This window comes from Pseudoalteromonas spongiae UST010723-006 (assembly GCF_000238255.3).
In the GTDB taxonomy this organism is placed as follows: Bacteria; Pseudomonadota; Gammaproteobacteria; order Enterobacterales; family Alteromonadaceae; genus Pseudoalteromonas; species Pseudoalteromonas spongiae.
In genome coordinates, this window is the sequence record NZ_CP011040.1 from 492310 (window position 1) to 513109 (window position 20800).

25 protein-coding genes are annotated in these 20800 nt (G+C 39.7%); 12 read left to right on the forward strand and 13 right to left on the reverse strand.

Annotation, left to right across the window (positions count from 1 at the left end; translation table 11 throughout):
* Positions 1 to 7: 7 nt before the first annotated feature.
* A complete protein-coding gene (locus tag PSPO_RS16485; protein WP_010559457.1) occupies positions 8 to 1180 on the reverse strand; it encodes an MFS transporter in 1173 nt (390 codons plus the stop codon).
* Between the two features lie 120 nt (positions 1181 to 1300).
* Between PSPO_RS16485 and PSPO_RS16490 the strand changes: the two genes are divergently transcribed.
* Positions 1301 to 2098: an AraC family transcriptional regulator gene (locus tag PSPO_RS16490; RefSeq protein ID WP_021033018.1), complete on the forward strand. Its 798-nt coding sequence runs from the start codon at positions 1301 to 1303 to the stop codon at positions 2096 to 2098.
* 22 nt (positions 2099 to 2120) lie between these two features.
* On the opposite strand, the gene PSPO_RS16495 is transcribed toward PSPO_RS16490, so the two are convergent.
* Complete coding sequence (locus PSPO_RS16495; protein ID WP_040641708.1) at positions 2121 to 2864, reverse strand: substrate-binding periplasmic protein; 744 nt, start codon at positions 2862 to 2864, stop codon at positions 2121 to 2123.
* A 178-nt stretch (positions 2865 to 3042) separates the two neighbouring features.
* Between PSPO_RS16495 and PSPO_RS16500 the strand changes: the two genes are divergently transcribed.
* From PSPO_RS16500 to PSPO_RS16515, 4 genes are all read left to right on the forward strand, one after another.
* Positions 3043 to 3732: a hypothetical protein gene (locus PSPO_RS16500; RefSeq protein ID WP_010559454.1), complete on the forward strand. Its 690-nt coding sequence runs from the start codon at positions 3043 to 3045 to the stop codon at positions 3730 to 3732.
* 194 nt (positions 3733 to 3926) lie between these two features.
* Positions 3927 to 4664, forward strand: a complete 738-nt coding sequence (locus PSPO_RS16505; protein WP_010559453.1) for a hypothetical protein — start codon at positions 3927 to 3929, stop codon at positions 4662 to 4664.
* Between the two features lie 16 nt (positions 4665 to 4680).
* The gene (locus PSPO_RS16510) at positions 4681 to 5679 is read left to right on the forward strand and encodes a sensor histidine kinase (RefSeq protein ID WP_010559452.1); all 999 of its coding nucleotides are present in this window, start codon (positions 4681 to 4683) and stop codon (positions 5677 to 5679) included.
* Between the two features lie 5 nt (positions 5680 to 5684).
* On the forward strand, positions 5685 to 6428 hold the full coding sequence (locus tag PSPO_RS16515) for a LytR/AlgR family response regulator transcription factor (RefSeq protein WP_010559451.1): 744 nt from the start codon (positions 5685 to 5687) through the stop codon (positions 6426 to 6428).
* A gap of 18 nt (positions 6429 to 6446) precedes the next feature.
* Here the strand turns inward: PSPO_RS16515 and PSPO_RS16520 are convergent, their stop codons facing one another.
* A complete protein-coding gene (locus PSPO_RS16520; RefSeq protein WP_021033019.1) occupies positions 6447 to 7376 on the reverse strand; it encodes a LysR substrate-binding domain-containing protein in 930 nt (309 codons plus the stop codon).
* A 125-nt stretch (positions 7377 to 7501) separates the two neighbouring features.
* Here PSPO_RS16520 and PSPO_RS16525 point away from each other — a divergent pair, with 125 nt between their 5' ends.
* Positions 7502 to 8272: an isocitrate lyase/PEP mutase family protein gene (locus PSPO_RS16525; protein ID WP_010559449.1), complete on the forward strand. Its 771-nt coding sequence runs from the start codon at positions 7502 to 7504 to the stop codon at positions 8270 to 8272.
* 64 nt (positions 8273 to 8336) lie between these two features.
* Here the strand turns inward: PSPO_RS16525 and PSPO_RS16530 are convergent, their stop codons facing one another.
* The 7 genes from PSPO_RS16530 to PSPO_RS16555 all read right to left on the reverse strand — a co-directional run bounded on the left by PSPO_RS16530 (position 8337) and on the right by PSPO_RS16555 (position 14615).
* Positions 8337 to 8732, reverse strand: a complete 396-nt coding sequence (locus PSPO_RS16530) for an ExbD/TolR family protein (RefSeq protein ID WP_010559448.1) — start codon at positions 8730 to 8732, stop codon at positions 8337 to 8339.
* 268 nt (positions 8733 to 9000) lie between these two features.
* The gene (locus tag PSPO_RS16535) at positions 9001 to 9336 is read right to left on the reverse strand and encodes a 5-carboxymethyl-2-hydroxymuconate Delta-isomerase (RefSeq protein ID WP_010559447.1); all 336 of its coding nucleotides are present in this window, start codon (positions 9334 to 9336) and stop codon (positions 9001 to 9003) included.
* Between the two features lie 215 nt (positions 9337 to 9551).
* Entirely contained in the window at positions 9552 to 10016 is a 465-nt protein-coding gene (locus PSPO_RS16540) for a radical SAM family protein (protein WP_010559446.1), read from the reverse strand.
* A 139-nt stretch (positions 10017 to 10155) separates the two neighbouring features.
* Positions 10156 to 10410 carry a hypothetical protein gene (locus PSPO_RS21605; protein ID WP_010559445.1) on the reverse strand — a complete coding sequence of 85 codons (255 nt, stop codon included), beginning with the start codon at positions 10408 to 10410 and terminating at the stop codon, positions 10156 to 10158.
* A gap of 215 nt (positions 10411 to 10625) precedes the next feature.
* Positions 10626 to 11759, reverse strand: coding sequence for a PepSY-associated TM helix domain-containing protein (locus PSPO_RS16545; protein WP_010559444.1), 1134 nt, complete (start codon positions 11757 to 11759; stop codon positions 10626 to 10628).
* 99 nt (positions 11760 to 11858) lie between these two features.
* Positions 11859 to 13934 (reverse strand): TonB-dependent receptor, encoded by a 2076-nt coding sequence (locus PSPO_RS16550; RefSeq protein WP_010559443.1) that lies wholly within the window; start codon positions 13932 to 13934, stop codon positions 11859 to 11861.
* A gap of 285 nt (positions 13935 to 14219) precedes the next feature.
* Entirely contained in the window at positions 14220 to 14615 is a 396-nt protein-coding gene (locus PSPO_RS16555; protein ID WP_010559442.1) for a VOC family protein, read from the reverse strand.
* A gap of 15 nt (positions 14616 to 14630) precedes the next feature.
* Here PSPO_RS16555 and PSPO_RS16560 point away from each other — a divergent pair, with 15 nt between their 5' ends.
* Together PSPO_RS16560 and PSPO_RS16565 are read left to right on the forward strand one after the other, a co-directional pair.
* A complete protein-coding gene (locus tag PSPO_RS16560; RefSeq protein ID WP_010559441.1) occupies positions 14631 to 14903 on the forward strand; it encodes a ribbon-helix-helix domain-containing protein in 273 nt (90 codons plus the stop codon).
* A 134-nt stretch (positions 14904 to 15037) separates the two neighbouring features.
* Complete coding sequence (locus PSPO_RS16565) at positions 15038 to 15316, forward strand: superinfection immunity protein (protein WP_010559440.1); 279 nt, start codon at positions 15038 to 15040, stop codon at positions 15314 to 15316.
* Between the two features lie 86 nt (positions 15317 to 15402).
* Here the strand turns inward: PSPO_RS16565 and PSPO_RS16570 are convergent, their stop codons facing one another.
* Positions 15403 to 15978: an outer membrane beta-barrel protein gene (locus PSPO_RS16570; protein WP_010559439.1), complete on the reverse strand. Its 576-nt coding sequence runs from the start codon at positions 15976 to 15978 to the stop codon at positions 15403 to 15405.
* Between the two features lie 189 nt (positions 15979 to 16167).
* The gene (locus PSPO_RS16575; RefSeq protein WP_233430574.1) at positions 16168 to 16983 is read right to left on the reverse strand and encodes an endonuclease/exonuclease/phosphatase family protein; all 816 of its coding nucleotides are present in this window, start codon (positions 16981 to 16983) and stop codon (positions 16168 to 16170) included.
* 721 nt (positions 16984 to 17704) lie between these two features.
* Here PSPO_RS16575 and PSPO_RS16580 point away from each other — a divergent pair.
* The 3 genes from PSPO_RS16580 to PSPO_RS16590 are packed head-to-tail and all read left to right on the forward strand — an operon-like array spanning position 17705 to position 18719.
* Entirely contained in the window at positions 17705 to 18022 is a 318-nt protein-coding gene (locus PSPO_RS16580; protein ID WP_010559437.1) for a hypothetical protein, read from the forward strand.
* 15 nt (positions 18023 to 18037) lie between these two features.
* Positions 18038 to 18463 (forward strand): hypothetical protein, encoded by a 426-nt coding sequence (locus PSPO_RS16585; RefSeq protein ID WP_010559436.1) that lies wholly within the window; start codon positions 18038 to 18040, stop codon positions 18461 to 18463.
* Position 18464: 1 nt separating this feature from the next.
* A complete protein-coding gene (locus PSPO_RS16590) occupies positions 18465 to 18719 on the forward strand; it encodes a hypothetical protein (protein WP_010559435.1) in 255 nt (84 codons plus the stop codon).
* A gap of 7 nt (positions 18720 to 18726) precedes the next feature.
* Here the strand turns inward: PSPO_RS16590 and PSPO_RS16595 are convergent, their stop codons facing one another.
* Positions 18727 to 19164: an MgtC/SapB family protein gene (locus PSPO_RS16595; protein WP_010559434.1), complete on the reverse strand. Its 438-nt coding sequence runs from the start codon at positions 19162 to 19164 to the stop codon at positions 18727 to 18729.
* Positions 19165 to 19493: 329 nt separating this feature from the next.
* Here PSPO_RS16595 and PSPO_RS16600 point away from each other — a divergent pair, with 329 nt between their 5' ends.
* Entirely contained in the window at positions 19494 to 20789 is a 1296-nt protein-coding gene (locus PSPO_RS16600) for a Glu/Leu/Phe/Val family dehydrogenase (RefSeq protein ID WP_010559433.1), read from the forward strand.
* Positions 20790 to 20800: the final 11 nt, after the last annotated feature.

Sequence of the window (20800 nt, forward strand, 5' to 3'; positions counted from 1 at the left end):
AAAGAAGTTACACCAACGTTGCTTCTTTTCGTGCCAAATGTGGGTTAATAAACTGACTTAATATCAGTGAACAAAACGCAAGCACAGCACCAAAATAAAATACTAATGAATTATCGTAAAGCCACACTAAACCAAAACTTGCTGGAATAATTACTGCAGCGATATGGTTGATAGTGAAACTTACGCCAGCCGTTGCCGCAATGTCTTCAGGGCGAGCGATTTTCTGGAAGTAGGTTTTTATAGCAATTGCCATCGCAAAAAAGATATGGTCAATCACATATAACACGGCAGCGCCAGTTGCACTTTCGACAATAGCATAGCCGATAAATACAAAAATTAGGCCAATATATTCGATTGATAAGGCGCGCTGCTCGCCAATCTTACCGATCATTTTGCCAATTTTTGGTGCAATAAAAATATTTAGTAAGTGATTGAGCATATAAAGCGCTGAAATTTCAGCAACGCCATAACCAAACTTTTCGACCATTAAAAACCCAGCAAACACCATAAAGATTTGACGCCTTGCACCTGAGAAAAAAGTAAGTAAATAGAAGAGGGTGTATTCTTTTCTTAAAATCAGCTTTCTATGCTGTGAAGTGTGCTGTTGAAACTCTGGGTGAGATAACCACAACCACGCAGTGGCAAGTAAGCCAATACCGCCAACAAACAAATAAACAAACTGATATGAGGTTGCCATAAAGGTAAACAAGAACCAAATTATGGCAAATGCGCACAGTGACGCAATTGATTTGATAGACAGTAACTTACCGAGTTTTTCTGGCGCTTCGTCTTTACTAAACCACTGCAAACTCAGTGATTGATTAATCGTCTCATAGTAATGAAAGCCAATCGACATCAGCACGGTTGTGGCGTACAAGCCGTAAACGGTGGGGAATAACCCAGTAAGTGCTACACCGATTACTAAAAGTGCAAGTGAGATAAGTGCAAAGGTTTGTTCTTTTAATACCAGTAATACAAACACCGCAGTAAAGGCAAGAAACCCTGGTATTTCTCGAAGTGACTGTAACATGCCTATGTTCGCGCCGTTAAAATCAGCGGCTTCTATTGCAAAGTTATTTAACAGCGCATTCCACGTTGAAAAGGTAAATGCCATTGCCGCACCGGCAATAGCTAAAAAGCTAAAGGGACTGGCTTTATAAGATTTGATAGCGTTAAGCAAAGTGACGCTCCTGTCGGTTTTGAATAAGAACGCTAAAAGTGTAAAGCAGTAAAGCTTTGTCATGTTATCGAATATATGACATTCTATTTATAAAATCAGACAAGATTGTAATACTCGTTAATGAACCAATGGCGCTCAACACCTTCTCGCTTTAAAAAGAAAACCCTTGGTAGACCTGTGTTGCCAAGAGCCACCAATATGCCGCCGTGGGAGCATGTAAAAACCCATAAACATACGTGGGGGCAGCTTGCTTATACTAGTAATGGTGTACTCACGCTTTTTACCCCCGAAGGCAAATTTATTATTCCGCCGCAACAAGCACTTTGGTTACCACCAGGGCTTGAGCATGAAAGTTTTTGTCGCTACGGCGGCAAATTTCGCAGTGTTTATATTGATGAAAAGTATACCGAGCGCTTAGGCACATCTGCCAAATCAATTGAAGTCGACAGTGTGCTCCGTGCGCTTATTTTAGAGATCTGCACGTGGCAAGATGACTATCAATTAGATGATAAAACTCAGCGTTTTATCGATGTGTTTATTGACCGTATTGAACTTGCCAAAGAAACTAACTTTGTGATGCCACTAAGTGAAGATGTGCGCTTAATGCCAATTATCAGTGAGCTTTTAGCTAACCCTGGGAATAAACTCACCATTGAACAGTGGGGTGAAAAAGTAGGTGCATCAAGCCGTACCCTGAGTCGTTTGTTCAATAAGCAAATGAATATGGGGTTTTCACAGTGGAAACAAAAGCTTAAAGCATTTAAAGCGGTAGAGTTACTGGAAGCAGGATATCGCCAGCAAGATATTGCACATGAACTCGGCTTTGAATCGGTGTCGGCATTTAATACCGCATTTAAACATTATTTTGGCGTCGCCCCAAATGCCTATGTAAAATCACATCACGTAAATAAAAGCTGATTTAGGTTTTTGGTTTTTGCGATTACTTAGCGCCGTATTTAGCCAAAATAGCGTCGATTTTCCCGCTTTTTTGTAGCACCAAAAACGCGTGTTTTAGTTTGCTAACAAGCGCAGGTGAAACGCTCTGCTTGCTGAACGCAAAATAAACCGCTGCCTTGTTTACAATAAGCGGATGAATTTTCAAGTTTGGCATTGCCGTGCCTTGCTGTTGTTCAAACATGATATTGAGTTTGGCCTCAAGGTATCCTGAAATACGCTGCGATTTTAATAAAATGGCTTTGGTTTGATTATTTGTCACCCAAACAATTTTATCTTTATTCCGTTCAGACTGTGCCAAGGTGCTCATAAAGGCTTCGCCGTAGAACGACCCTGTTTGAATAGCAACGGGGTTATTTAGTGAAAAAAGCTGTGTAACTTGAGTGATTTTTTCACTCATTGGTGGGCTAACAAATACTAAGGTTTCAAAACGTTGCGGACCAACAAAGTAGGCAAACTGCTCGCGTTCGTCGGTTTTAGTAACCGACATCATCAAATCAATTTCACCATTTTCGAGCAACTTAAGCGAGCGCGCCCAAGGTAAATCGATAAAATCGAATTCACAGTGTGCTTCATTTAATAATAGCTCGGCGAGTTCAACATCGAGTCCTTGCCAGCGGCCCGTAACTTTCTGTGATTGTGCAGAATATTGCTCAACTCGCACGGTAATGTCACATGAAAACAAATCACATGCAAAAAGAACCAGTGCTAAACAAACATACTTGAGCATAAGGGCGGTCACAACAACTAAACGTAAAGTAATAGCCTACCTTAAGCATGGGGTGCTTTAAATCAAAAATGATTACTTTTTTGCGTTGAATCACAAGAGTGGAAATAATTGTTTGAAGCAAAAGATTACATGTGTAATTATTAGGGTTAAGATTACATTTGTAATTAAAAGGATGTATATGAAATATTTAACGCTCTTATTGTGTTTATTTTTAACTGCGTGTGCCAATACACAATTGCACCTAGTGACAAAGGGCTACTCTAAAAATGAAGTTGCTGCCTTAAAAAGTAGCCTGAGCGAGCAACTCGTAAAGCAAAAAATAGATGTGGTGTTAAGCGATATTCCACTGCCTGCGATGTTTCCTGATGCATCGCTTGCCTTAAACCCAACCTACAATCAGCCAGATGTTATTGCGCTGCTTGATAATTGGCTTTTGGCGAACGGCCATAAAACATCGCGCGAATTTCGTTTTAGCGAAGGCAATCATTATTATTCCAAAGCACATTTAGGGCTTTATCTGCGAAAACCAGGCAGTAAAGAGCAAGTTGATTTACCGCCTTATTTACGCACGCAATATTGCGATGTTGCCGACGGCACACTCGCGCTTAACAAAGACGGACAAGCGGTTTTAGAATATGAACTATTAGGTGATGGCAGCGATAAAATCGACACACTTAAGGGCCAATGGTTTTTTGCAGACAAACATCTTACGGTCGATTTTAATGAAATAAGCCAAACATTTAAGTTGGCAAAGGAAGAAAAACAAACGCATTTAGGCCCGCGCCCCGCTGATGTGTATAAACCCACAAAACAATTATCAAAAAAGCATATTCTAAATTGTGAATTCTTGATTATTTACATTAACTAGCACTTTTAAACTGCTGATTTCCGCTTATAACGCAGCCAATTTTCGGCTTTTAGGGGTGGGAAAATCATTTATTTGATTTTTCCCCCTGTTAATTCGTATTTTCCCCCCACTTGTTGTTTTTGCATTAAAACGCGAAGTTTTTGTGGTTAGTCTAGACCCTATCAGCTCATAACGACGAACAACGAGATAACAACATGAATAACAACAACGTAGAAAAACAACTTACTGTACAAAAACGTATTAACGCAGCACTTAGCATTGGTTTAGTGTCACTGGCGGGCTATGTTGGCCTTGCCAAGCCAACGGTAGCTGAATTTGAAGAAATTAGTGTCGAGCGCTTAAACATTGTAGAGAAAAATGGTTATAACCGCATGGTACTCGCTAACTCAGATAAATCGCCAGGTGCCATTAAGCAAGGTAAAGAAGTGTTTAAACACAATTCACCGCGCCCAGGTATGATTTTCTACAACGATGAAGGTACAGAAAACGGTGGCTTTGTGTTTCGCGGCGAAAAGGTAAATGACAAAGTAAATCATGGTCTGCACATGTCATTTGACCGTTACAACCAAGACCAAACTTTAATGATGCAACACATCGAAATGGATGATTACATGATCACTGGTTTAACCGTGATGGATAGACCAGACAGCGCAATGGACTTTGACATGACCAACCGCTTTATGGAAGCGCAAAAAGCGGGCGATACAAAAACCATGAATGAAATTGAAAACTACATGGTTGAGAATAAATTACTCGGTGCACGCCGCGCATTTTACGGCACGCTAAATGGTGATTCTCGCCTGCAATTAAATGATGCAGATGGTAAAAAACGTATTCAAATGGTTGTAACGAAAGACGGTGAAGCCAAACTAGAGTTTTTAGATGCCAATGGAAAGGTTATTATGCGCCTTCCAGAAACCGCTGAACAATAATAATAGGAATAAGCACGTGCCAAAGGCAATTAATTATCTGGTTCTATTTGTATTTTCATTGTTAATAGTGCTTTACGCAGCACTATTAACTACCCCAAATGGGCAAAGCCTTAATATTCATTTAGATGCGCCGTTTTGGATATTTTTGCAGTGCGTAATTGCCCAGTGGCTAACCCTTAAGGTTTATCGCGTTGTAAAACAAGGTAACAGCTCAATAACGGCGCACATTGCTAAAGTGTTTTTTACCAGTAACTTAGTGTTTAGTACGTTAGTGACTTCGCTTGTTATAGCGCTTGAAACTGCCATTGGTATTCAGCAAGTCGATAGCATGCACATGGTTGCAACGCTTGGTATGAATGCCTTGTTACATGCATTAGTAGGCGCTTATTCGCTGGCCTTTGAGTTGGTAACACGACTACAAAGGCAGCAATTAGTTTTGGCGAAAAAAGACAAAGCCTTGCTCGATAGCCAAGTAAAAACCCTGCAACAGCATATCGACCCGCATTTTTTATTTAATAACTTAAATGTCTTGTCGGCCTTAATTGTGAAAGATCCCGATGAGGCCGAGGAATATTTAGCCCAGTTCAGCGATATTTATCGTTATATTCTTGAACATAAGTCAAAAAATTTAGTGCCACTTAGCCATGAGTTGGCGTTTGCTAACCATTATATGGCACTTATCAATACACGCTTTAATGGTGCCTACACGCTCAATGTGACACAAGGCGAGGAGACTAATACATCAGAAATTATCCCGTGTGCGCTGCAACTTGCCATTGAAAATGTGGTAAAACATAACGCAGCAAGTAACGATAACCCGCTTGAAATTACAATAGATATTCAAAGCGATTGCATCGTAATTAGAAACCCGCTTCGCTTAAAAGAATTTAAAGCACCCTCGAGCAAAATAGGTTTGACGCATTTAAATGCCCAGTGCCAAGCCATTTTTAACCAACCTATTTTAGTAGATGAAAGCGACAGCCATTTTACACTCACATTGCCTCTTGGAGTTTAAGTAGCATGAATATTGTCATTATTGAAGATGAGCCGCTGGCGGCGGAAAAACTGGTTAATTACATCACGCGCTTTGATGCTAATGCCAATGTGCTAAAAATATGCGACAAGGTCGCCGATGTCATTGCGTTTTTTCAAACTGAACCTGAAGTTGACCTAATCTTTTCTGATATTGAATTGCTCGATGGCCAAGTATTTAACGCCTTTAAAGAAATCGATTTACCTTGCCCCGTTATATTTACGACCTCATATAACGCATTTTGGACCGAGGCTTTTGATAACCAAGGCATCGCGTATTTATTAAAGCCCTTTACCTATAAGCGCTTTACAAATGCAATGACAAATTATGAGTCGTTAAAAGCAAATTTAACTCAAACCAAACAGCTTATTCAAAATCAAAGTGAAAAACGCTATAAATCGCGTTTTTTACTGAAACACGCCAATGCCGTGAGCATTTTAAATGTAGAAGATGTGGTGTGCATTCGCGCCGCGTCGGGCGTACTTTCGGCGTACGATAGTGCGGGTAATCACCATTTGTTATCGGGCAATTCGATGACCGAGCTTGAAGCTGAACTTAACCCCGATCACTTTTTTCGGCTTAATCGCAGTGATATTGTGAATATTCACTTTGTTACGTCATTTGAAAATTACGGTAAAGAAACGCTGGCGGTAAACGTAAGTCACATTAACGAACCCCTGATCACCAGTAAAACACGCACCAGCGAGTTTAAAAAGTGGCTAGCCAGTTAACCGCGCATAGATTGGATTTCACGTAACAGCTGGGTTGTCGTGACCCGTTGAACTCATTTCACTTTTTAGCCACGCTGTAAACGCAGCAAGTCGTTGATTACTTTTAAGCGCTGTAGGATAAACAAAATAGCGCTTTACTGTGTTTGGGTGGGCAATATTAATCGGCACACATAATTTGTTCTGTGCAATTAGCTCTTTGCATAAGTACTCTGCTGCTAAGGTAAATCCATGACCGTTAAGCACAGCATTGATTGCCATATCGGTACTTGGCACATAGGTCCATTTATTATGAGTTTGATAGTCTAGGTTACCGTGTGATTCAAACCAGCTTGCCCAATCATAAGGGTTGGGTTTATCTAAACTTACAAGCCAAGTGCTCAATAGGTCGCTTGCTTTACTAAACCTGTGTTGTTGCTGAAGCGACACAGCACACACTGGCAGCACCTTATCCTCACCAAACTGTTCGCATTGATAATTTTTAGGCGTATGCTGCTCTACTGTTTGCCCAAATCGAATCGCTAAATCAATATCGCTGTTAGCTAAGTCTTCGAAATTAGGTGATGGCACCACGTTTATTTGAATGTTGGGATATAAATTTGCAAATTTACTAAGCCTAGGCATTAGCCATAAGTTAGTAAATGCCACAGTGGAGGTAATGGTTAAACTACCAAACAGGTCGTTTTCGCGAAGTGTATTAAGTGCCGTTTGTACCGTATTGAGTGCGTTAAATGTGGCCGTGTAGAAGCGCTTACCGTGTTTAGTCAGTACCATGTTTTTGTTTTGCCTGTTAAACAATGTAATACCTATAGCTTGCTCTAACATTCGCATTTGTTGGCTAACTGCGGCTTGTGAAATACATAACTCTTGCGCTGCCAAGCCATAACTTTGGTGGCGTGCAGCTGCTTCAAACGTACGTAATAACTTTAGGTTAGGTAGATTTTTAAACATGACTTTAGGTTATTGTTTTTTAGTATTATAAGTTTATCTTATAATACAAGTCGATTTATATCGTTGGTTTAGTAACACTCCATTACGCACACTACGCCTAACATTTATTTAGTTAGGAAAACATAATGACTTATACACTCTTCAATCAACTCCATTTTGGTCAAACAGCAGTATTAATAGCTAACGTGTGGGATGTACCTAGCGCGCTCGCAGCAAAACACGCTGGCTTTAATGCTATTGGTACATCAAGTGCTGCGGTTGCCGCTCAATTTGGCTATGAAGACGGCGAAAGCATGCCGTTTGAAACGTTACTAATGGTTGTTGAACGGATTTTAGTAAATACCGATTTACCACTGACGGTCGATTTGGAATCTGGTTATAGCGATGATCCAGAAGTGGTTGCAACCAATATTATGCGACTTGTAAACCTCGGTGTCGTAGGTATAAATATTGAAGACAGCAAGGTGAATAATGGTACCCGAGTGCTCAAAAATGCAGATGAGTTCGCCAGTTTTCTTTCGCACATTCAACAGGTATTAAAACAACATAACTGTGATGTGTTTATAAATGTGCGCACTGATACCTATATTTTAGAGTGCGACGATAAACTACAAGAAACCATTAAACGTGGGCAGCTCTATCAGGCAGTTGGCGCAACGGGGCTGTTTGTACCGTGTATTACTGACCTTAACGAGATTTCAAAAGTACGTGAATGTGTATCACTGCCGTTAAATGTGATGTGTATGCCAGATCTAGCTGATTTCGATACGTTAGCGAAGCTAGGAGTAAATCGTATTAGTATGGGAAATTTTGTGTTTGAGAAGCATCAAACTAATTTATCGATACTTTTATCAACAATAAACAAACAAAAACGCTTTACAGCACTTTTCGATTAATTTAGTAGTTTGGGTAATATTTGCTGTGTGAAACAAGGCTAACCATACGGTTAGCCTTTTAATTTTATAGTGCGCTGCCCAGTGATACTGGTGCTGAGGTATAGCCTTTAATTTCATTTAACAAATGCACTAAGGTGTTATGCGTGCTTTCTTTATCGGCAGTAACTGAAATCGCTGTAATCTCGCCATTAGCGTCAAGGCGGGCCAAATTTATGGCGATTGATTGTGAGTCAATTACCTTATTATTTAGCATTACACGATTATCTTCGGTGATATGAAATTGCGGTGTAATTGTTTGCGTAAGCGTTTGTTTGTTTTCTTTCATACGGTTTAAATCAAGCGCAGTTGGCCGATTAAAGCTGGTGGTAACAATAAAAAAGATAAGCAGGATAAACACAATATCCAGCATTGGGTTCATGTCTACTTCTGCGTTTTGTGTATTTACCTTGTGTTTGGTCATGTAAGACTCCTCGTTGATTGTTATTTTTCCATCAACTTAAGCCTAGGCAAGAGTTGTAACCTGCTATTTAACCCATTGTTAATATTAATGTTTGGTTACATTTTATTTATGCTTATTCGTTACAGCTTAGTAAGTGGGTAGGGTGTCGGAAAACTAGGGTATGGCTAGAAAAGCTGATACGCGGTGAGATGTATTAACGTTGCGAAACTGAGACGGCCGTGTTTTATGGGCTAAACGCTAACAGTTTCGCTTGTAAAATTCGCAAGTTTTATACTATTACTTTTGCATAGCTAGTGCGGTCAATATCTTGCACTTCTACAGAGATTGAGCAGTTTGTAAGTGAAAGACCGCTTAACTTATCTAATACGGTATTAGATAACATCGTTTTTTGTTCGACTGTGCGCCCTGAGAGTATTTTAAGTGTTACATGCGCAAAGTTAAAGTCGACAACGCCAGTTTTGTACTCTGAAAATGAAGTCGCCCTCACTTTGATATCGCTGCCCGTCGGTTCAAACAATTCAGACGCTAACGCCCCTTTATGAACAGCTTCAATTAACATATTTCCATCAATATCATCTGAATGCTCAATTACGCAATGTGGCATTAGCTTCTCCTGTACTTAATTTTGCAAAATGCCCAGCTATCGGGCCAGTATTGGTTTGTTAAAAAAGGATGAGTTTCGACTCAAACACTGCCATTTCGAGTAGCACTTATAAATAGCTTAAACTCTTGTTTTTTGAAACGTTCGGACTACTCGGAACTTCCTTTACATCTAACTTCCAGCATTGATTACCGCTCGACTTTTGCTTGTTAATCTTTTTATTCTATGTTGTAGGGGCCTAACACTAAGCTAAACTTTATTTCGCCATCGGTTTGGCTTTTATGTGCTTCACATACACCTGTAATTTTTCCGTCCTTTATCTCTAGAGAGCTTTGGTGAAAGGATACAGTTGGAGATGGGCAGAGCTGGCGAACGCCTACCAACCTGTATTTTGGTTTCCCAAATTGTTGAAAAGGCGGCTGATCAGCAGTTTTGAACTCGGGCTTATAGACGGCAACATACTGTTGAAAGTTATTGCCCCCAAGAAAGCCTTCGAGTGAAAAAGTTGCAACAATGAAACTATTTTCTTCACTCTCTTTTAGATAAACCGATTTTTTTACCAACTCTGCGTTTTGATCTGATAGTAGTTTTGATAGTACTTGTATTTCCTTCTCAATACTGCCACCTGCGTATACAGCTAAAGAAAAAAATATCAAGATACTAAAAATCAAGAATTTCAACATGCTATTTAATCTGCCTGTGGCTACTTGTTATGAATCATTTTCAATTTCATGAAGATGACGTAATCCTTCTTTTCGTAAAAAGTACGCAGGTATAAACATAAGATTACCTGCAGAAAATGTTACAAGTAATTGTTCATGATTAACCAAAAAATAACTGGAACCCATGATAAGCACTTTGGAATAAACCAATTATCGTTAATACGACACCTATTAAAATTAAAAGTTTTTCGAAAACTGAGGAAAAGATCATCGAACTATAAGAACTATATTCTTCTATACCAGCTTCATTTCGTCGAAGAAAAGCTCTTTTATCAATATACAAAAATATGGCAGCCGCTGAAATTAAAAAAGCGACCCCAAGAGGTAGCCCAATCCAATTTGGTAAACTTAGCATGATTCATTCCTTGAATTACGAACACATTATTAATGCAAATCTTTGTTATATTAATTATGAAAAAAACAAAATTTTTGAACTAACAAATTATTATATAAAACCTTCTTAAGGTTATCAGTACTTTTTATTGCGAACAACGTATAAGTGTTTTGGCAAATTAGGGGGTGCTAAATAACAAGGCTAACACACGCGTTAGCCTTTTATGATTAATTGTATTAAGCGGTTCCTAGCGCTAATTTAGCTTTGCGCGCGCGATAGTTTTGCCAGCGGCGCCACGATAACATAATGCCTGTATAAACGATCAAGCACGCTAATAATGAGGCAAATCCTGCGATGGTTTGGCCGATAATGCCGTATGCTTCGCCTGTGTGTAAAAAGCGAATGTAACTACGTGCTTTTCGATATGTTGATAAATCATCAAAGGTGAGCGTTTGTAATACAGCGCCAGTTTGTGTATCTACCGTTACCGTTAAGCGTTTTTGTGGCTCGCCCCCTGTGCCGGTATCAAGACTAAACGCTATTTTATCCATAGGTTTAGTAGTAAGTGTAAACTGTGCACGTTGCCACTCTGGTTTGTGGTTAATTGCATTTTCAAATAGTACATTAAGCGATTTTGGCGTGCCATTATTTAATGGCGACGCTTTTAGCTGCTCAACTTTCGCATCGTTAGATACCATTTCTTTTAAGGTATTACCCGGCCATTTAAAAGAGAAAAAGAAAGCCGTTGCAATGAGTACCGCAAGTACCGGCGCTAAATAAATACCGTACACATTATGCCATTGGTAATCGCGCGCATTGGTGTTTGGGTAAGACTTACCAAAAGTAAGCTTTTGTTTAAACGCGCGTTTATTAAAGCGTTTTGGTAACCACAAATAAAGACCCGAAAGCACTAACACAAAGAAAATAACATTAGCGATGCCATTAACCCAGCGACCTGTCTCACTAAACTTACCGTCAAGGGTTAGCCAGCGATGAAAAGCGCGCAATTTACGCATGAATGTTTTAGTTGCAAGCCCAGGTTCGTTAATTTGTTCGCCGTTGTATGGGTTTAAATAGGCAAGGGTTTTGCGGCCTTCTTTAATTTGAATAAAGGCGTTTTGTTCGTTTCTAATCGCAATACTTAACGGCTTTTTATGCTCTAGGGTACTGGCAATAGTATTTATTTGTTCAAGCGTAAGTTTTTGCGTGTTTGCAGAAGGTGCTTGCGGATAATCTTGTTGCTCTGCGCTGTGAATAATTTGGCGTTCATAGGTAAGTAGTGCACCGGTGACCGACATTAAAAAAATAAATAGGGCAGCGATGCAACCAATAATTAGGTGAAGCCAAAAAAAGGCTTTTCTTATACTCATATTTTATTGCTCATTATAACGGTAAAAGCGAGCTAAACACTGTTTAGCTCGCTTTTGATATGTATTAAGTTGACGGATTAATACGTTGTAAAGGTATGTCTATAGTGACACTCGTACCTCAAAGCGTGCTGTGCGCGCATCACCAATGGTGACATTATTTACACCGCCACCTGCAAGGTAGTCTTCATCTAAGGCGTTTTCGATATTGAATCGGAAATCAGTATCTTGTCCTGCAATTTGTGTGCTGAATGTAGCACCTAGGTCAAGACGGTAATATGCGTCTTTTGTGATGGTATTATTAGCGTCTGCAAAGCGCTCGCCCTGATAAATTAGGCCGGCGTTTAATGCAAGATTTTCTGTCATTTCGTAGCGAGACCAAAGCGATGCAGACCACTTAGGTGCATCAACAGGTGTTTTACCTTCGTAGTTACTATCGCGTTCGTACTGAGCATCTAAGTACATTGTTGATGCCATTAAGAAAAGGGTATCCGTAACTGCACCTTGCGCGGACGCTTCAAAACCTTTATGGCGCTGCAGACCTGCTTGGGTTGTTATAGTGTCAAAGTTAGGGTCGTCAACCAGTGACTCACTGACTAAAACGCCACTTTTTTCTATATCAAACACAGCTGTATCTAGCATTAAACGGTCAGATACTTGCCATTTTAAACCAAGCTCTATTTGCTCTGATGTCACTGCATCAAGTTTCATGCCGTGGTTTTTGTCGGTTTCGTCATTTAATGTTTCGCTACGTTGAGGTTCAAACCCTTCTGCATAGCTTAAGTAAATTGTTGCATCTGAAATAGGGTGGAATAGTACGCCAAATTTCGGCACAAATGACTCGCTGTCAGCACCTTCTTTATTTTGTTTATCAAAACGACCACCAACAGATACTTGCCATTTATCGTTGAAGGTAATTAAATCTTGTAAATAAATGCCGTAGAAATCGTACTCGCTAGTGTACAGCGTATCGTCTGTTTTATAACTTATATCAGGGCGACTAGGCTCTGTGCCACCGGGTATGTAATCAACACTTGCTGCTTTTACACGTAACTGACCATAGTAATAATCTAGGCTATTTACACCTACAAGTAGATTATGACGGATGCTACCGGTATTAAATTCACCTTTTACATCGAAATACATTGTTTTGAATTGCCAATCATCAAAGCGATCATATGGGCGTGATTGATAGCTATCGCCAACCACATAATCTGCAGGTTTACGCGGTGCAGACTCAAAGCGTTGGCGCTCAAAGGTTTGCTCGTTGTAACCAAAGGTCATTTGCCAGTCATTTGTTAGGTGATAATCGATTTTTGTGCCAAAGTTGTTTACGCGAATATCAGTAAATGCCCATGAAAAATCATAAATGTAGTCTTTGTCACCAATTACTTCACCATTGCTGTTTAACCAAGCACCTGTATCAAGACCCGCTTTGTCGTCTGTTTGGTCATAGTACACATTCACAATGAGGTCTTCAGTGATTGCATAATCCAAAGCAAGGTAACCTAGAAAGCGATCGCGCTCACGGTTGTCGCCATTTGCATACTCTCGTTCAAATACCACATCTTGCTTAACTAAAACACCACGATAGTTTAGGTTTTCTAATATGTTACCGCCGGCATCAAGCATAAAACGCGTTGAACCGTTTTGGTCTGCATCAGCACTGATGTCTAATAATGACGAGGAAGTTGGCTTTTTAGTTACCATATTAACTAAACCACCCGGAGCAGATTGACCATAAAGCACACTTGAAGGCCCTTTTACTACTTCTACTCGCGAAAGTGTTTCGATAGGTTGTTGGTAGTGCGACCAGTGTTGATGTCCATCACGTAAATAGCCGTTTGATGAACTAAGAGTAAAGCCTCGTGCGTTAAATACTTCACGGTTGCGTTGTTTTGAACCTGGTGAAAGGCTAGCGTCGTTAATTAATACTTCACCTAAGGTTGTTGCTAGCTGCTCGTCGATAATTGTTTCTGGAATAACGGTTACTGATTGCGCTGTTTCGAGTAGCGATGTGTTTGTACGCATTGCGCCAGAGGCGTCATCAACTTTGTAATCGTTAAAGTAAGTACCTTTAACTTCAATAACTTCTATTTTCTTTTCGTCTGCTACAACAGTTGGTGAAAGCGATAAAAGTGAAAGTGTAATTGCTTTGGTAATGTGATTTAACTTCATACTAAACCTAAATATCCCTGAAAAAGTGCGGGCATTCTATGTAAATCACAATAAAATTGGAATAGGTAATGATAATAATTTTTATTTATTAGTGTATTTTATTCATTATGTTTCTGTTATAGGTTTAATATTGGTGATTTATACACAAGTTAACAGTGTGTGTTTAAAGCTCTTTATTATCAATAGATTTTGGCAGTTAAGATATAAAAAGAGCTTAGAACTGTTGCTGAGATTTGATACGAATACACTGTAAGCATTTGTTTTACTCTGTATTCGCATTGTGATTTAGTTAAACGTATCTGAACGCTCAATTACTTCAATCGCGTAACCGTCTGGATCGTTGATGAAAAAGAATTTCGCAACGAGTGAGTCACCGTTATAAAACTCTTTAACGTCTTTTGGTTGATAACCAAGAGAAACTGCTTTTTGATGTAGTGCCTCTATATTTTCAGCGCTTACTGCGAGGTGGCCGTAACCGTTACCCAAATCATACTGTGCTTTTTGGTCAAAATTTACAGTCAGTTCAAGTTCAAAATCTGATTCATCATTACCTAAGTAAATTAAGCAAAAGCTATCGAAAGTAATCCGGCGTTTTTCTGTTAAGTTAAGTATGTTTTGATAGAATTGCAGTGATTTTGATTCGTCTACTACGCGGATCATACTGTGAATCATTTTTGCCATTGTTAGGAATACCTTATGTGTGAATTATATGCTCAAGAGCCGCAAACATCTTACGATAGCACCAAGCGTTCAATACGCATTCAGGGGGTGGTGACAAGTATTTCGCTAGAAAATAAAATCTGGCAAATTCTCGAGCGTATAGCAGCCGATGAAAAAGTAACAGTGCCGGAGTTTATTTCCACCTTGTATCAAGAAGTAATTGAACGCCATGGCAGTGTTAAAAATCTCGCATCAATGCTGCGTGTAACGTGTTTAACCTATGCGCTAAATAGTAAACCACTTGGTTAATTAACGGGTAGTATCTAGGTACTACATTGGGTGTTAACCATTAATCACCGCATTTTGCCGCTGAGCATTTTTTGCCAAGTTATTTCTCATAGCCAAGTAGTCTGGCCCCAGTTACTTTTATTGAGAATACGATTATGGAAACACTTACTTTTTTTGAAGATCTTTTTGCCAACGCAGAACCGGTGTTTATATTAGCTGTTGCATTAGCAAGCTTAGTTTTATGGTTTTTACCGGCAGTTCTGGCGTTTTTCTTTAATCGCAAACATGCAAAATTAATCGCAGCGGCATGTGTGCCAGCGGGTTTTTCACTTATTGCGTGGTCGGGCCTGATGATTTGGGCTGTAACCGGTAAAAGTGTTGAAAAAGCGGTGACTAAATCGCGCAAACCTGCGTCATCAAGCGAAGCAAGCTAATATAAAACGCCCTTTTTACAGCATTAGCAGTAAAAAGGGCGAAAATATTAAAAATCATCAGCGGCCGTTAGCGCTGATTTTATTGATTAAAAGGTGTATTGCACCGAAAGACTTGCGTAGTCGACTTCACCATTGAATTTATCTACATTTGAAAAAATGCCAATCTCATCATCTTCAAATTCAAAGTCGTAGCGGGTGTAATCTAGATTAAGTTGCCAGTTTTTTGAAATAGCAAATGATGCACCAGCGCCGTAAAATAGCTCATTGCCATCAAGTGATAGCGTATTATCAAAGCCGCTTAAATCGGCATCCCACCAATAATTACCGCCTTTTACAAACAGCGTTATACGTTCAGTAACAGGTAAACCAAGCTTAAGTCCTAACGTATAACCATCGAGTTTGGTGTTAAAGGTATCGTTGCCAAACTTACCAAAATCCAAATAGCCCGCTTCTAAACTGATCATTTGATTAAACTGGGTGCCAATAAACACATTGTATGCGTCGTCGTCATCATCAAAATCATCGTCACCACTGGCGCTTATTAATCCATAACCGCCACCCACATAAACACCGCGATGATCTACATCAGCTTCTTCTTTCGCAAGAGCTGGTGCTACTAAAATTGACGATAAGATTAATGATAATAATGATGTGCTTTTCATAGTAAATCCTTGTTAATGTTAAACTTTTAAAGTCAACTTTAAGTAGCAAACAATGTTCCAATAAATTTATTCTTTTAATTCAATTAGTTATATTTTTGGTATGCACCATTTACCTACTTTGCTTTTGTAGTAACAACACAGTGTATGAATTTTTTACAGACTGAAAGTTTGAAATAACAACCAGTTAAACTACTGTGTACTTGGTTTAGGCACATCATGAGTAGTTACGCTTTCTTTTTGTGTTAGGTGATCAGCTGTTTTCTTATCTTCTCTGTCTGCATCAACATGACTATCTTGCGACTTTGGTTCATATACTAAGGTCGTGAGCAGAGGGAAATGATCAGAACCGATGGATGGCAGACGAGTTATTTTATGTAAGGTAAAATGCTCGCTATGAAACATATGATCTAAAGGCCAACGGGCAAACCAATACTTAGTATGAAACGTATTAAACATGCCTCGGCCGATTCTTGGATCAAGTAACCCACTTATCTTTCTAAATAATCGAGTTGTATAAGACCAAGCTACGTCGTTAAGATCGCCTGAAACTAAAATGGGTTGCTTTGATTTCGCTATTTTTTTCGCCACCACAATTAGCTCGGCATCACGTTCAGATGAATAGGTATTTTCCGAAGGGCTTGGCGGTGCAGGGTGTAAAAAGTGAGCTTGTAGCTTAACGCCGTTTTTTAGTGTAAATGACGCATGGATTGATGGTACGTATTGTTCAACTAAAAATTCGATACGTTCATCACTTATGGGTAATGTGGAGAAAACATGCATACCGTAAAGGTTATCTAGAGGACATTTAACACGGTAGGGATAGCGTTTTGTTATGCCCTTGAGTGCGTCTTCCCACCACCGATCGGATTCTAGCGTAACAATAATATCGGGCTTATGCGTTTTAATGAGTTCAATAAGTGCTTTGGCGTTGTGGTTTGTCATCAATACGTTTGTGTTGAGAATTGTTATCTCGTCTAATGCACTGTGTTTAGAGGCCGCTTTCACCTCTGTTGGCCAGCATCGCGTGTAAGGCAATATCCACAACAAGTGCCAAATTATTGCGCAGAGTGTTAAAACAGGTAACACATAAAATATGTTGGGTTTATCACCCAATATGAATATTTGCCATATCAGTAAACTTGTCCCAAGCGTACACAACTGAACCCTTGGAAAGTCAAATACCCTAATTACCCAATGCGACTTTCGCACGATAGGAATTAACGTTGCTGCTATAAATAAAACCGTTAGCGTAATAAGTGTCGCAATCATTGAAATTCCTTATTTAAGTGGCGCACTTTAGTGGTGACTAAGTACAGATTCATTGCACTCTTAGTTAGCTGATAGCCCTAACTTTGCGCATTTTAATATTTTAAAGATGGGTAACACCTTCTAACTAATCAATTGTTGTGCCACTGTACATTTATCCGTAGCAATTCACTTGTTATGACGTTTAGTGCTGTTTTAACGCCTTATAACTTAACAAGAAATTAGTTTTAGGCAGAAAGGCACAAGTACTTGTTGCAGGCGGAATTACGCGTTTGAAACGTAATCCTTGCACAGTGGTTTGAAAAATTTACCAGTAGATATGTAAAAGATTCACATAAGTTATCACTAAATAGCACGAAAAATATTTAAGTTATTGATTATATGAGAATTAAAAGTTGGTTTTATTGTTGCATCAAGTCTAAGCAAGATATTTTTACACGACAAAAGAAGGAAACTTGTAATGGCTACATCTAATCAAAATGCATCGAATTCAAAAGCTAAGCAAAACGCATCAAATGGTCATCCGATTGCCGATAAATTGAATAGCTCTATGCATGATTCAGTCGATACCATCACTGAAAAAGTTGGTACAGCGGAAGAAACATTGCGCGAAACCGCGCATTCAAGCTCAGAAACCCTATCTCAAAAGCAGCAGGAAATGAAAGCTAAGTGGGAAAAGTCAGCCGTTAAAAAATACGCAGTAGAAAACCCAGTAGCAACAGCAGGTATTGCATTTTCACTCGGTATGTTGGTGTCTGCAATTATTAAACGTAAATAATATAGGTTTAAGACGATGGACAACATGGGTCCCGAGCAGGGCGGTTTTAACAATCAAAGCGAGCCAAATCAGCAGCCTGAAAACGAGGCGAAGCTGGCGCAAACATTCGAAAGCGTAACAGCATTGCTTGAAAGTAAAATTGCCAAGCTCATCACGTCAAAAAACCTAGTAGCGGCTGAGGCTAAAGTTAGCCTCAGCGCTGCGTTACTCTCATTCGCGATTTGTTTAACACTGGTCGTGATTGTCAGTGTAATTTGGCTCTTGCTTAATGCAGTGGTTGGGCTAACGCTGTATAAAATGTATCCTAGTTTAGCCTTGGTAATTGGAAGCTTGTTACTTTTAAACAGTGCATTAGCTGTATGGCTATTTATTCAGCTTAAGCGTATTTGGCATCGCGTGGGGTTTAAAGCGAGTGCGTCTTTACTTTTAAACGGAGACTAACATGGAGTTTTTACTTAAAGATGATCTACACCAACTTGAAAAAGCCAAAGCCGAATACCTCGCGGTAAAGGGGTTTGATGACTACAACACACAAGTTGCAAAAACGAATGTGAAATCGATTTTATCGTCAAAAGAAGGGCTTATGGCATCTTTTGGGGCGGGCTTTGTAAAAGGGTTAATGGATAATCCTGATAACCAAAAATGCGGTTCATCCCATTCCGACTTAATTAAAATTATCAGCTTATTAATAAAGTAACGCGCTATTATTTGGCGTTTTGTTTAGGCTTGAGTACTTCAGAGAACTGAAAGATTAAAAAACCAATAAACGACAACACAATACTAATTTCATAGCGGCTGTACGCTACAGATACGCCAATTGCACCTGTATTCCAAAGTCCAGCTGCGGTAGCTGTGCCTTTTACGCTGTCTTTATCTCTGAAAATAGCACCGCCACCAATAAATCCCATACCTGTGATAATGCCATACATTACCCTTGCTTCGGCGTCAGAACCTTCAAACACATTAATACCAACCAGCATAAAAGCGCACGAGGCAATGGTTACGAGTGGAAATGTTCGAAGACCAGCGCCGTTTTCTCTTGATTCACGGTTTAATGCAATCGGTAACGACAACAAAAATGCGATACCAAGTTGTTTAAAGTGAAACATTATTAAGGTGAAATCTAAATCTATCTCGAACATCCGTTTCTCATCTTTAACATGGGTTTAATATACAGTGTGCGCAGGCAAACTGATCGTAACGTTACAAAACAGTGTATTGGATAAGGTCTATAATAAAACCAAACACTTATGTAAATACGCAGTGTGTCGACTAGGGCCACTCGTTTAAAACAGTGTAACGTAATTTATTATCCAAAGTCGATTGGCAACGACGTGATGCGTTTAACCAGGTGAGTTATTACTGTTACCCTAAAGTAGCCTAGACTGTAAAGTTCGACACGCTCTAGTATTAGGCTAGCCACGTAAGAATAATGGCTGTTAATTGAAGTGTTCATAATTAAGGATAGTGTATGAGTAATTCTGTATTGGTAAGTGCAATAGAGCGCTTGCAACGAATTGGAGAGCAAGCAAATACCTCCAAGCAAGTGATTGAAGCACTGAGTCACCCACACGCTACATTAGCGTGTAATTTACCCGTACGTTTAGACAGTGGTCGTTTAGCTTATTTTAAAGGCTATCGTTGTCGCTATAACGATATCTTAGGCCCGTGCAAAGGCGGTATTCGCTTTCATCAAGCGGTGAATCAAGACGAAGTAGAAGCACTCGCGTTTTGGATGACACTAAAATGTGCTGTGGTGGGGTTACCGTTAGGTGGCGGTAAGGGTGGGGTTACTGTGAACCCAAAAACGCTATCGCCTATGGAACTTGAACGATTATCTCGTGCGTATGTGCGTGCGATGGCCGATTTTATTGGCCCCGATACCGATATTCCAGCACCTGATGTTTACACCAATGCACGTATTATGGGTTGGATGATGGACGAATACGAAAAAATAACGCGCAGTAAAGCGCCCGCGGTAATCACCGGAAAACCAATATCGCTTGGCGGTAGTTTAGGGCGCGAAAGTGCAACAGGTCGCGGGGCATTTATTTGTACGCAAATGTTGGTTAAAAAACTGGGCTTAAACCCACAAGAGCTCACTGTGGCGATACAAGGTTTTGGTAACGGTGGTTACCACTGCGCTAAATTGCTGCAGCAAGCAGGCTTTAATATCGTTGCTATAAGCGATTCGCAAGGGGGGATTTATCGAGAACAAGGACTGGATGTCGACAGTATTTTCCAAGAAAAGCAGCGCAGCAAAAAACTCTCTGCGGTGTACTGCGAACAATCGGTTTGCGAAGTGCAAGAGTTTAAACACATTAGCAATCAAGAACTGCTTACTTTAGATGTTGATATTTTAATCCCTGCAGCGCTCGATAGTGTGATCACCCGTGATAATGCCAATGATGTGCGCGCTAAGAACATTGTTGAAATTGCTAATGGTCCCGTTGAAAGCGAGGCAGATAGTGTTTTGCAGCAAAATAACGTAACAGTGGTGCCGGATATTTTGGCAAATGCTGGTGGTGTTATCGTAAGTTATTTTGAATGGCTGCAAAACAGACAAGGCGAGCAATGGTCACTCGATAAAGTAGAAGAAAAGCTGCATCAAAAGCTTGAAAAAGCGTTTGAAAATGCTTGGCAAATCTATCAAGAAAAAGACATTACACTACGCGACAGTGTATATAACGTAGCGTTGCGTGCTTTAACCGAAGCTATTGAAGCGCACGGCACAACTGATTACTTTAATGCGCAATCGAATCGTTAAAGAAAGTAGAT

Excerpts from the sequence above, each read along its gene's own strand:
- PSPO_RS16595 (WP_010559434.1), bottom strand. The coding sequence starts at position 19,164 with ATGTTCGAGATAGATTTAGATTTCACCTTAATAATGTTTCACTTTAAA.
- PSPO_RS16495 (WP_040641708.1), bottom strand. The coding sequence starts at position 2,864 with ATGCTCAAGTATGTTTGTTTAGCACTGGTTCTTTTTGCATGTGATTTG.
- PSPO_RS16530 (WP_010559448.1), bottom strand. The coding sequence starts at position 8,732 with ATGACCAAACACAAGGTAAATACACAAAACGCAGAAGTAGACATGAAC.
- PSPO_RS16565 (WP_010559440.1), top strand. The coding sequence starts at position 15,038 with ATGGAAACACTTACTTTTTTTGAAGATCTTTTTGCCAACGCAGAACCG.
- PSPO_RS16505 (WP_010559453.1), top strand. The coding sequence starts at position 3,927 with ATGAATAACAACAACGTAGAAAAACAACTTACTGTACAAAAACGTATT.
- PSPO_RS16535 (WP_010559447.1), bottom strand. The coding sequence starts at position 9,336 with ATGCCACATTGCGTAATTGAGCATTCAGATGATATTGATGGAAATATG.
- PSPO_RS16515 (WP_010559451.1), top strand. The coding sequence starts at position 5,685 with ATGAATATTGTCATTATTGAAGATGAGCCGCTGGCGGCGGAAAAACTG.
- PSPO_RS16520 (WP_021033019.1), bottom strand. The coding sequence starts at position 7,376 with ATGTTTAAAAATCTACCTAACCTAAAGTTATTACGTACGTTTGAAGCA.
- PSPO_RS16550 (WP_010559443.1), bottom strand. The coding sequence starts at position 13,934 with ATGAAGTTAAATCACATTACCAAAGCAATTACACTTTCACTTTTATCG.
- PSPO_RS16500 (WP_010559454.1), top strand. The coding sequence starts at position 3,043 with ATGAAATATTTAACGCTCTTATTGTGTTTATTTTTAACTGCGTGTGCC.
- PSPO_RS16545 (WP_010559444.1), bottom strand. The coding sequence starts at position 11,759 with ATGAGTATAAGAAAAGCCTTTTTTTGGCTTCACCTAATTATTGGTTGC.
- PSPO_RS16585 (WP_010559436.1), top strand. The coding sequence starts at position 18,038 with ATGGACAACATGGGTCCCGAGCAGGGCGGTTTTAACAATCAAAGCGAG.
- PSPO_RS16580 (WP_010559437.1), top strand. The coding sequence starts at position 17,705 with ATGGCTACATCTAATCAAAATGCATCGAATTCAAAAGCTAAGCAAAAC.
- PSPO_RS16560 (WP_010559441.1), top strand. The coding sequence starts at position 14,631 with ATGTGTGAATTATATGCTCAAGAGCCGCAAACATCTTACGATAGCACC.
- PSPO_RS16590 (WP_010559435.1), top strand. The coding sequence starts at position 18,465 with ATGGAGTTTTTACTTAAAGATGATCTACACCAACTTGAAAAAGCCAAA.
- PSPO_RS16540 (WP_010559446.1), bottom strand. The coding sequence starts at position 10,016 with ATGTTGAAATTCTTGATTTTTAGTATCTTGATATTTTTTTCTTTAGCT.
- PSPO_RS16600 (WP_010559433.1), top strand. The coding sequence starts at position 19,494 with ATGAGTAATTCTGTATTGGTAAGTGCAATAGAGCGCTTGCAACGAATT.
- PSPO_RS16490 (WP_021033018.1), top strand. The coding sequence starts at position 1,301 with ATGAACCAATGGCGCTCAACACCTTCTCGCTTTAAAAAGAAAACCCTT.
- PSPO_RS16555 (WP_010559442.1), bottom strand. The coding sequence starts at position 14,615 with ATGGCAAAAATGATTCACAGTATGATCCGCGTAGTAGACGAATCAAAA.
- PSPO_RS16570 (WP_010559439.1), bottom strand. The coding sequence starts at position 15,978 with ATGAAAAGCACATCATTATTATCATTAATCTTATCGTCAATTTTAGTA.
- PSPO_RS21605 (WP_010559445.1), bottom strand. The coding sequence starts at position 10,410 with ATGCTAAGTTTACCAAATTGGATTGGGCTACCTCTTGGGGTCGCTTTT.
- PSPO_RS16525 (WP_010559449.1), top strand. The coding sequence starts at position 7,502 with ATGACTTATACACTCTTCAATCAACTCCATTTTGGTCAAACAGCAGTA.